This is a genomic window from Stenomitos rutilans (assembly GCF_059505485.1).
Map to the genome: position 1 here is coordinate 1 of NZ_JCACKR010000001.1, position 10,406 is coordinate 10,406.

The following is a 10,406-nucleotide window of genomic DNA, read 5'->3' on the forward strand; positions in this document are numbered from 1 at the left end:
TTCAGGTTTCTCCCCCTTTGGCAACCCCTTGTTGAGACTGGTGCAAGATCTCAGTTAACCAACGTTGGCAATCTCGATCGCAGGGGTCGCCCAGAACTCTCCCGGTGAAATGCCAGTCCAGCGTTTAAACGCCCGGTAGAACGCACTTGTACCTGAAAAACCGAGTAGGAAAGCAATTTCACCAATCGCAATCCGCTCTTCCCGCAAGTAATGAATGGAAAGCTCTCGCCGAACCTCATCTAGCAAATCGCGGTAGGAGGTTCCTTCTTCTTTAAGTTTACGTTGCAAAGTACGCGGAGCATATTTCACACGTGCGGCAACCGCTTCAATCGTGGGATTGCCACTGCGCAAATTTGCAACCAGCGCTTGACGCACCCGGTCTTCCAGACGATCAGAGCTTGGCAATGCTGCCAACGCTTTCTCGGCACACTGATCAAAAATAGCAGATAGGGTAGAGTCAGCATTCAATAACGGTAGATCCAGCAGTGCCGTATCAAAAGCGATCGTGTTGTAGGGCTGATCAAATTCCAGGGGCGATCGAAACAAAGACTGGTAGGCAGAGAGATCGTCTGGCTCAGAGTGCTGAAACCCAACGTTCAAGGGCATTATATCCACGCCCGTTGATCGACGACAGATGAGAATCAACCCTGCTAAAGCCCACTGGTGGTAAGCCCGATGGATAGCGATGTATTCATCGCCAAACGTCATCGTTAATCGTGCAACATTGTCCTGAACTTTAAAAAGAACCACAATGCCAGCGTGCATTAATCGAGAGTATTGCACAATGCGATCGATCGCTTCCGCCAAGTTCGCACTGTAGCAGATCATATAGCCCAAAACATCTAGCGTGGCAGGCCGGATGAACTCTGCCATCTGTAGCCCCACAGTTGGATCGTCGGACTGATAGGCAATAGTACGCCACAGATTACAGTACGTTTCGTGGGAAAGTCTCGCCTCGACATCTTCAAGCAATTCAGAAGTAAGGCCAACTGCCGTCATAATGTCTTCTATCTTCAAGCCGTAATGAGCAGCTGCAGTCAAGATTCCCTGAATCAATTTGGCTGAGACAACAGTCTGCATACGGGTTTTCTTCTCGTAAAGGTTAGCGAAGCCTTGCGTTTGTTCCCTAGTCTACAGGGTGTACTGCCCTATACGGCCGCCGAAGCTCTACATGAGCACTTGGCGTTTTAAGTGAACTTTTTGACGTATTTGGGCATTGCCCATCATGCTTTCAACCAGTACCTTAAGGAAAAGTCAGAGGCAGCCGTGATTTCATCAAGGTCGAGATGATGCCCCCCCTACCGTTCCTCAACTGTCTGGTCGGTTGCAAGCACCTTTATAAACCCTTTTCAAACACTCACGATCGACTCTGACACGCGGTGTCTCGCTCTAGCGAGGGCTAAAGAACGTTCGACGATCGTACTAAAAGCGCTGCTTAGCAATTCCACTCGATCGATCACTTAAGTTGTTCCCTTGTAAAGACCGACTGCTACACCCGGAAAAGCTCCAGCTTGGCTTTAAGTTCCGCCTTAACTTGATGATCTTCACTAGGCATTCATCTGGGTAAGGCGGATGATTGATCAACGGCTTCATCTAGTGGAGTACGTGGTGAGACGAGGCCTTTCAATGAATTGTTCTCACAATGGTAAGTTTCCGTCTAAATTCTTGCTGTTTCTAGCAGCATACTGACTTTCCTACTCTTTAAGAGCCTACTGATAATGCCCAGCGAGAACTCGATTCAAATGCTTACTAGTGAATCAAAACTGATGCAGTCTCCCAGCTTAATCAAGTTCAGTCGGCTCTCGTCGCGTGAACTAGAAATTCTAAAATTGCTAGTAGAAGGTCGTAGCAATCCAGCGATCGCAACCACCCTTCACCTCAGCCCAAACACCGTCAAAACCCACGTCCGTAGCATTATGAATAAACTTGGGGTTGATTGTCGTATTCAAGTTGCAGTCGTCGCCTTGCGGCTTGGCTTGATTTGACATAGCTATACCAGCCTGTCACTTCGGTTAGAACAGTCATGATCTCCATCATGTAAGTGCTGAGGGTGAAAATTCAATTCGCTCACCTAGCAGGCTGACTCTGAAGCGTCTACACCGTCTAGCACGTTGCTGTATTCGTTTGTTTAGCGATCGCCAGAAATATGAGAGCGTGAAGCGATCAATGAATGGCTTGAAGCGTTGTCTCCAACCAGGTATTTCGGCTCTGCACCCTGTTCTACTCAAACTGGCTACGGCTACATTGCATGACTGCAATTGAAAAAAAAGAGGATAAGCAGTTCTAATGGCTTATCCTCAAAACGTTGCCTCAAATTACTGTCCAGCTAGCAGGCTGTTTAGCTAGCTAGATACTCACGCACGTTTGCTTTCCGGCGACGCAAGTGATCAAGCGCTTGCCGCTCAAGCTGCCGTACCCGCTCACGGCTAAGGTTCAGTCGTTCGCCCACCTTGGCTAGCGATAGCTCGTTGCCATCTTCTAAGCCATAGCGCAAGGCAATCACCTGACGTTGCTGAGGCGTCAGGTCAGCCATGAGGGTTTCTAAGTCCTGACGCAATGACTCTTGCGCCATGTAATGCTCTGGCGACGGGCCATCATCTTCCAGCAGGTCTTGTAGCTCAGTATCCTGGTTATCACCCACGCGCAGATCAAGGGAAACAGGCTGACGTGCGATCGTCAGATACTCCCGAATCTGAGCAGGCTCAAGCTCCAAGGCAACCCCGATTTCAGCCGCCGTAGCGCTGCGCCCCAACTGTTGTGCGAGTTCGCGCTGCACTTTCTTGATTTTGTTGAGCTTTTCAGTGATGTGAATGGGCAAGCGAATGGTACGCGCTTGTTGAGCGATCGCCCGTGTGATGGCTTGACGAATCCACCAGTACGCATAGGTCGAGAACTTATACCCACGCATGGGATCAAACTTCTCAACGCCACGCTCCAGCCCCATTGTGCCTTCTTGAATCAGATCTAGAAACTCCAAATTGCGTTTCTGGTACTTCTTGGCGATCGACACCACAAGGCGCAGATTGGCCTCAATCATCTTTTGCTTAGCACGCTGACCGCGACGCATCACTTCATCAAGATCGGCTTCACTCATCTGCGCATGGTCTGCTAACTCCTGCGCGGTGGGTTCGTGGTCAAGCGTTTGGGCAAGCGCTTCTTTTTGGTCGTGCAGTGCCATCATCTGCTGTACCTGCTTGCCATAAATGATTTCCTGTTCATGGGTCAGCATCGGCACACGACCAATTTCGTGCAGGTACGTCCGAACCATATCTGCCGTAAAGGTAGGTTTTGTCGTTTTAGTTTTGGTGTTGGCAGTAGCCATGAATGCGTAGAACTCCGTAGACAAAGGACAGGGAACATGGGACTGAAGCGAAAACACGTGCCCTAAGTAAAATCAGTTAGGACATCAGTAAAATCAGTTAAGACAGGAGAGACAAGGTTTCTGCTTGATAAACCGTCTGCGAAACGAGAAATACTTTGCAAACAGCGCAGCCACTTAGTTGCTGGTGTTTGCGTCTCACTGTCATGACGGCAGATGTTGCAAAAGCAATCCTAAACGGCCTAGCGCGATTTTCTGGAAGTAAAAGCGTTGTCTAGCAAAACAGAAAACTTGGTAGAAATAACGTTAAGAAGCAAGAGGTGAAGCACTTACAGAGAAAGAAATAACCAGATTGTGAAGCACCAAGGCGGAGTCATTATGAGTTTGTGTTGAATCGATAGCCTATATTATAGACGCTAGCCCAGACAGTTAGTTTCGCCCTGTAGAATGACCCGATTGGATGATTTGTGAATCTTTCACAGCACATAAGGTTCCAGATCTCTTAAGGTTTTGAGGTGCGGTTGCAAGCAGCATTCGCAGTGTGCAAGAGCTAGATTGCAGTGTCATTGAATCAGACGTACACACCTATGTAGCGAAATTTGGAACTTAGGGTCTTTAGTCAAAAAGGTTATACCAGGTCTGTACATGCTCTATTTTGACTTGATTACTTGCTTCAAAATAGTCCCCATTAAGCGTGATAACCGAACCGATCGATGGGTATAAGTCCGTCTTTCGATTGACTTCACTAGTTTTACGTTGCGGCTCGCCAATCAGATCTATCTTTGACTACAACATAAACGTGTGCCATAGCCCGCGATCGATCCGCCTAAGAGGGCAACCCCTGAGCGATCTCGGCCTCGCTTCAATTTGATGCTGTGGCCTCAGCTTAAACGCCAAGATCTGCTCTAGCAGCTTCAGCCGCTTTAAAGACCACGGAAGTTGGCAATTCTTCCCAGGCAGGTTCGCTAATTTCGGCATAGAACGTTTCATCATAGGGACGAGTTTTAACGACAACGGGCATCGGAATCGCGTGACCCAGGATGAGTGCCTGCTGCTTAGAGTCGAGCTTGGCTAAGACCGATCGCAAACTCTGTGCGCCCGAAACCCCGGTAAAAATGGCATCAATATCTTTTTCATCATTCAATAGAGCAGTAATGCGCGTGCCAATCTGAGACATCACTTCGTTGTCAATGCCAGACGGACGTTGATCCACCACCAGCAGGGTCACAAAATACTTTCGCATTTCACGGGCGATCGTGCCGAAAATGGTTTGTCCGACCGTCGAGGGATCGAGAAAGCGGTGAGCTTCTTCAATCGTGATGACCAGTTGACGGGGGCGATCGCTCACCTTTTTGGTCTGCAAAAACTGCTCGGCTTTGCGCACGTAGGCATGGTGAATACGCCGCGCAATCACATTCGTCGCCAGCATGTAAGACAGTAGATTGGACTGAGAGCCAAATTCCACCACCACATGCTTACCCGCATCGATCGACTCTAAAATCTGACCTACATAATTATGAGGACAGGACTGGCGAATGTATTTCAGCTCATCCAAACGATTGAGCTTCCGCTGCAGCGCCATGATGGAAGATTTACTGCCCATCTTGGTTTCACAAAACTCCTGGATTTCGCCGTTGCTCATCGCCAGCAGACGCGTAATCCAGGCTTTGCCAAACTCGTTGCGGAGAATAATCGCGTTTTCCAGACTGGCCTCCGATAGATTCAGTTCGCCTCGCACCAGCATTAAATCTTCGACATCAATCTGGTCATAGCTGATGTAAAGCTCCTGAGCATCCCGCACCCCACGCCGCTTGGTCGAATCGGGATCAAGCGTATAGATTTGCACCTGTCCTGGAAAAAGCTGCCGCAGCCCTTTTACCGTGCTGAACTGCTTACCCTCACGGGCCGCTTCCCAGCCGTATTCTGAGTGCATATCAAAGATCAAATTCACCGCTGCCTGCTTGCGGATAATGCCAGAGAGCAACAACCGCGTCAGAAAGGACTTTCCTGTTCCCGACTTTCCAAACACCCCGTTGCTGCGTTCAACAAAGCGATCGAGATCGAGACACACAGGCACAGCCGTGTCGATCGGCTGACCGATCGCAAAATTTCGCCGACTGGGATCATCCTCCCAACCAAACACCGCCCGAAAATCTCGCTCACTCGCATCAAATACCTGGCTAAAGTGACCGGGGATCGTTTTGACAGGCAATAATTCAATATCAGCACTAGTCTGAGCCTTGTAGGAAGAGAGTTTTGAGTTTTGAGTGCTGGGTTTTGAGTTGGCTTTCAACTCCTGATTCCTAACTCCTGACTCCTGACTCCTTTCCCCCGGTGTAAACATCAACATCGGCGTTAAATTAATCGTGCCAAACGTCCCTGTACCCGCAAGCACCTCTTGTAAAAAGCTGTTGGGATCAGGCGGATTTGCCAGAATGCGAGGACTGCCCGTGCCCAGGGAAACATCGGTGAGCATGCAAAAGAAGCGCGATCGCATCCCCTGCACCACGAGAAACTTACCGACCCGCATGTCTTCGACAAACACGTCGGGGTGTAAGCGCACTTCTAACCCTTGGCTAAGCGAACCCTGAACAACAGAGCCGAGTGGTTGCTCTAGAGTCATTCACTAACCCCATACGCTCACTACTTAAGCCCGATGTAGACAGATGGTCACAGCATGCTGGGTGCGGTGTTACAATCCTGGCTTAAAGCAGATGTACTACTTAGTAAGACAAGTGTACCATTTTGCCTGCTGGATGCAAGCAGGCAGAAGGGAGCGCCAAAAAAGCCCCTGCTTGTCCTTAGAGCAGGGGCACGTCAACTAGAGCTTTCTGAACAAAGTAAAGTCGAGCTTACTCAGGCTAAACAGCTTAAACGTCGGGCAGCAGTTCGCTGGAGTAAACGTCTAGTGGAATATAAGCAGGAACGCGAGTGCTGTAGTCGATCGTGGTGCCTGTTACAGCTTCTGACAGCGCTTCAAAGGATTCTGAACGCCAGTTGCGCTCATGAATGGGCTTAGACTGTTCACCTCGGAAATAGGCTTGCGTTCCCAGAACCGCGACAGCAACCCAACCCACGACGAATAAGGTAGCTAAGATAATCATGAGGACTCTCCGTAAACTTTTGTTTCAATATGTGTAAATAAATGTAACAAAACCTTGTCAAGACTGCAACATTTAAGCCGGATCGGTAAACCGAACCGCTTGCTAAACCTGTGCTACTAGGCGTGGCGAAGATGGTTGCTCTGCTCATTCCCGGTGCCAAATGGTTTTTGGTGGCTCCGTAGATACTAAGAGCTTGCCCTGAGAAATCACGTAGCTCACGATCGCACGGCGGCGAATGGCATCGTAACGATCGCGGGCATCTAGCACAATCAAGTTTGCGGGTTTGCCAACTTCAACGCCGTAGCGATCGCTGATATTCAACGTCCTGGCACCATTCCACGTCACCATGTCGTAGCAAGCGTCAATTTCAGCCGTACCTGTCATTTGGCAAACGTGGAGACCCATTGAGGCTACATCCAGCATGTTGCCTGTGCCTAACGAATACCAGGGATCTTGAACGCAGTCATGCCCAAAGCTGACATTCATGCCCTGCTGCCAGAGTTCCTTCACGCGCGTGACGCCTCGACGTTTGGGGTAGGTATCGGTGCGGCCTTGAAGCGTAATGTTGATGAGAGGATTGGCAATAAAGTTCAGCTCCGTGCGGTGAAGAAGGCCCAGAAGCTTGAAGGCGTAAGCATTGTTGTAGGAGCCAAACGCCGTGGTGTGGCTCGCTGTCACGCGAGATCCCATCCCTGCACGAATGGCGCAGGCTCCCACCACTTCCAGAAAGCGAGACTGATCGTCATCAATTTCGTCGCAGTGGATGTCGATGAGGCGATCGTATTTTTGCGCCAGTTCAAAGATGCGATGAACCGATTTCACGCCATCTTCGCGCGTCAGCTCGTAATGGGGAATGCCACCAACCGCATCGGCACCCATCTCCATTGCTTGTTCCATCAGGTGGTCATTCTGCGATGAGCCAAAAATACCGTCTTGCGGAAAGGCCACTACTTGCAGCGTGATCCAATCCTTCACGGTTTCACGCACCTCTAGTAGCCCTTGCAGTGCTATCAGACTGGCTTCACTCACATCGGCATGAGTGCGGACAAACAGAACGCCCTGCATCGCCTGCTGCTTCAGCGTTGTAATGGCACGAGTTTTCACATCTTCGAGAGAAAGGTTTTGCTTGCGATCGCGCCAGATTTCAATGCCTTCAAATAGCGTGCCGCTCTGGTTCCAGCGGGGTTCGCCAACCGTTAGAGCAGAATCCAGATGAATGTGAGACTCGACAAATGGAGGGCTGACCAACTGCCCTTGCAGATCCAGTTCCTGTTTTGCAGGCTCCGTTATTTGGGGTGCGATCGCCGCAATGACTCCTTGCTGAATCGCAAGATCGACCGCGACAATTGTCCCGTCAGACTGGAGTAACTGACCATGACGCAGGAGCAAATCGTACATGCTTATACCTTCACAACTTAGACCTTTACCTCATCGGCAAAGCTGGCCCAGCGCACAAACTCAAACGGCCCCGCAATTGATCCCCACAGGTGCTCGTCAGTTTCGGGATCACGTCCGCGATCGTGACTGGTGAATTTCTCGCCATCAATCTCAAACTCATTGTCAAGATACGTCTTAACATCGCCCCGCATTACAATGCAGGCTTTGCCAGGTTCGATATGCCCCTTAAAGCTATGCCCTGTCCACTGCACATGGGCAGTACAGCCAGACATTTTTTCGAGTTGATCGGTTTTGAGTGTTTGTAGCCGCTCAACGTCGCGGGTGGCACCGTAAACCTGCGCTTCGTCGTGTACCAGATAATTCTCAATTTCAATGCGATCGCCAGCCGGAACTAGCTTTAACACCCGCAACCGATACGGCTGCTTGAGCGCATAGTCATACGCTTGCTCTAACAGCAGACTTAAACCCGACAGCAATTCGATCGGTAGTGGACGCATACAAACGCGAATATGAGCAAAAAAGGGCGGGTTCTCAAATGCTTGTGCCTGATTGCTAAAATCGGCCGCCATCCAACGGCCCAGAGCTGCAATATCGGTAGAGTGAGTCATCGATCGTGTGTGCATTGAAAGACTGACACTATGTTAAAGCGATCGCTGTCTACGCAGATGCGGTTGAGAAAGTCTGTTGCAATAGAGGGGTGGGAAGTTGGGGAGGCTAGAGAGACAGCTTAAGTTGCGCTCCGCTCCCCCTGCTTCCTCTGCTCCCTCCGCTTCCCCTAATCCCCTCGCGCCCTCTACCTTCCACCTTACCCCAACCCTCTAAACCGAAACAGTAAAAACTGTGTCACCTGTTCTTCCCGAAAGTTGTCATCGCTAACCAGTAACAAACTGCGGCTACCATCGGGCAAGCGAGGGCCGATCGCCATGCCTTCCAGGTTATCCAGCGGTAGATTGAGCGAAGAGAGGTCAAGCAGTAGCTTTTTGGGAATGGCAACCGTACCGCGCAGAGCGCCTTTCAAGCTATCGATCGTAGAAATATCCGTTGCACCACCTGTTGCTAATTGAAACAGCTTTACCTGAAAGCCATTGGTACCGAACGATCGCTCCAGGCTGAGAAAATGCCCGCCCTGATCGATCGCGGTCAGTTCGGTTAACCCGTGATTGATAGCCTCTTCTGGCGGCGGATCGAGCTGGTAAAGGTGTTCTGAAACGAGCAAGGCTCTATTTGCCTCCAGCATGTAATGCAGCAAACGGTTCTTGGCTCCCTGTGCTGCTTTAGAAGGTTCAGCATCTTGCTTCAAGGACGACTCAGTGGCTGTAAACAAACGAAACGGCTCTACGGCGGTTTTGCCATATCCACCAGGAGTCGTGGTCAACGCTTCAAAACCCAGATTGTCCTGTACACCTTGCGTTTGCTGCTCACCCTTTGCATCAGGGATGTAGCGTTTGGGAATTTGCAGGCTATGCTTCCACTGTCCTGTTTTCAAGTCAAACTCGCGCACAAAAGGCGGTACGCCATCATGCGTTACGCCTTCACTGGAGATAAACACAGTGCCCAGCGGTGAGAGTGCAATGCCTTCAGGGTCGATCGTGCCCTTTGCGTAAGGCTTGCCGCCTTCATTAGCAATCGTCGTGACGGCTTCGATCGCGACTTGCTTAAGCTTTGGGGCTTTGCCATCCGCCGTATCTAACGCCAGTTTCAGCGTGTAGAACCGGGCAGGCGCAAACTCACTGCGATCGTCCGAAATGGCATAAAAGCGATCGCGCTGGCGATCGTAGGTGATTGCCGACAGCCCACCCACCCGAGTTCCCTGAAACTCCTGCTTCGGAAGCTGATACGCTCCCAAAAAGTCTGCTGATAGATTCAAAAATAGGCGATCCTCAGCGCTCACTTGTGGTAGATCGCAACCCGTCAAAAGCGGCATCAACGCCAGCAAGAGGGCTATCAGACAAGATGTTAAGTTGAACTGCCGATCGCTCACGTTCTTTCTTAATACTGAGGCATACCCCTGAATTATGAAGGATCTTGCAATCATTGCGAGCTTTGGTTTAGTAGCATGATTTGAAGTGCCTTTAGAACAACTGGGCTTGACATACAACTCAGGGAAAGCTTCTTTAACAAGACGGTCTGTGTCTTTTACTAAGAAGGTAAAGGTGACTACAGCTCAAAAACATCAGACTGCTTCAGTCCATTGCACCTAGCTCTCAGGTTGTTCAAGAACCAAAACTTCTTTTATACACGTTCTGCATCATGTCCCAAAACGAACGATAGCGATTGGCACCAGGTAGTTTATTACCAAAATCCCAGGCTTCCCATTCATTTCGAGAGTCTAAAACCTGCGGGTTGAGAAGAAAAACATAGCCATCTTCAGTAGAGCTAAGCTGGAGAGCGGTCTTCATATATCGACCTCTTATCGAGCAACAGTCTTGATGTTCCCCATATTGGAAATACTGTTCATCCTCAATGTCGTCGCCATCATCCCAGATTTCTACCCAATCTCTGTTTTCCTCAATAAACCATTTGATTTGGTTAGGACTTACGCAGTTGGGGCGTAGAAAGGTGACATAAGACTTGAGGAAATCGCT

Annotated in this window: 9 protein-coding genes; 1 reads left to right on the top strand and 8 read right to left on the bottom strand. The window is 49.9% G+C overall.

Features of this window, described 5'->3' with window-relative positions; all coding sequences use genetic code 11:
- Positions 1–54: 54 nt before the first annotated feature.
- Positions 55–1,041, bottom strand: a complete 987-nt coding sequence (locus AC5JLP_RS00005) for an AraC family transcriptional regulator (RefSeq protein ID WP_496065832.1) — start codon at positions 1,039–1,041, stop codon at positions 55–57.
- Positions 1,042–1,766: 725 nt separating this feature from the next.
- Here AC5JLP_RS00005 and AC5JLP_RS00010 point away from each other — a divergent pair.
- A complete protein-coding gene (locus AC5JLP_RS00010) occupies positions 1,767–1,985 on the top strand; it encodes a response regulator transcription factor (protein WP_496065833.1) in 219 nt (72 codons plus the stop codon).
- A gap of 353 nt (positions 1,986–2,338) precedes the next feature.
- Here the strand turns inward: AC5JLP_RS00010 and AC5JLP_RS00015 are convergent, their stop codons facing one another.
- The 7 genes from AC5JLP_RS00015 to AC5JLP_RS00045 all read right to left on the bottom strand — a co-directional run.
- The gene (locus AC5JLP_RS00015) at positions 2,339–3,322 is read right to left on the bottom strand and encodes an RNA polymerase sigma factor, RpoD/SigA family (RefSeq protein WP_496065834.1); all 984 of its coding nucleotides are present in this window, start codon (positions 3,320–3,322) and stop codon (positions 2,339–2,341) included.
- 883 nt (positions 3,323–4,205) lie between these two features.
- The gene (locus tag AC5JLP_RS00020; protein ID WP_496065835.1) at positions 4,206–5,942 is read right to left on the bottom strand and encodes a helicase HerA domain-containing protein; all 1,737 of its coding nucleotides are present in this window, start codon (positions 5,940–5,942) and stop codon (positions 4,206–4,208) included.
- Between the two features lie 247 nt (positions 5,943–6,189).
- Positions 6,190–6,423 (bottom strand): photosystem II protein, Psb35-related, encoded by a 234-nt coding sequence (locus AC5JLP_RS00025; RefSeq protein WP_496065836.1) that lies wholly within the window; start codon positions 6,421–6,423, stop codon positions 6,190–6,192.
- Positions 6,424–6,567: 144 nt separating this feature from the next.
- Positions 6,568–7,821: a cytosine deaminase gene (gene codA / locus AC5JLP_RS00030; protein WP_496065837.1), complete on the bottom strand. Its 1,254-nt coding sequence runs from the start codon at positions 7,819–7,821 to the stop codon at positions 6,568–6,570.
- Between the two features lie 17 nt (positions 7,822–7,838).
- Positions 7,839–8,429 (bottom strand): chromophore lyase CpcT/CpeT, encoded by a 591-nt coding sequence (locus AC5JLP_RS00035; RefSeq protein ID WP_496065838.1) that lies wholly within the window; start codon positions 8,427–8,429, stop codon positions 7,839–7,841.
- A gap of 197 nt (positions 8,430–8,626) precedes the next feature.
- On the bottom strand, positions 8,627–9,856 hold the full coding sequence (locus AC5JLP_RS00040) for an esterase-like activity of phytase family protein (RefSeq protein WP_496065839.1): 1,230 nt from the start codon (positions 9,854–9,856) through the stop codon (positions 8,627–8,629).
- A 178-nt stretch (positions 9,857–10,034) separates the two neighbouring features.
- Positions 10,035–10,406 (bottom strand): hypothetical protein (locus tag AC5JLP_RS00045; RefSeq protein ID WP_496065840.1); only part of this gene is annotated, 372 nt, incomplete at its 5' end.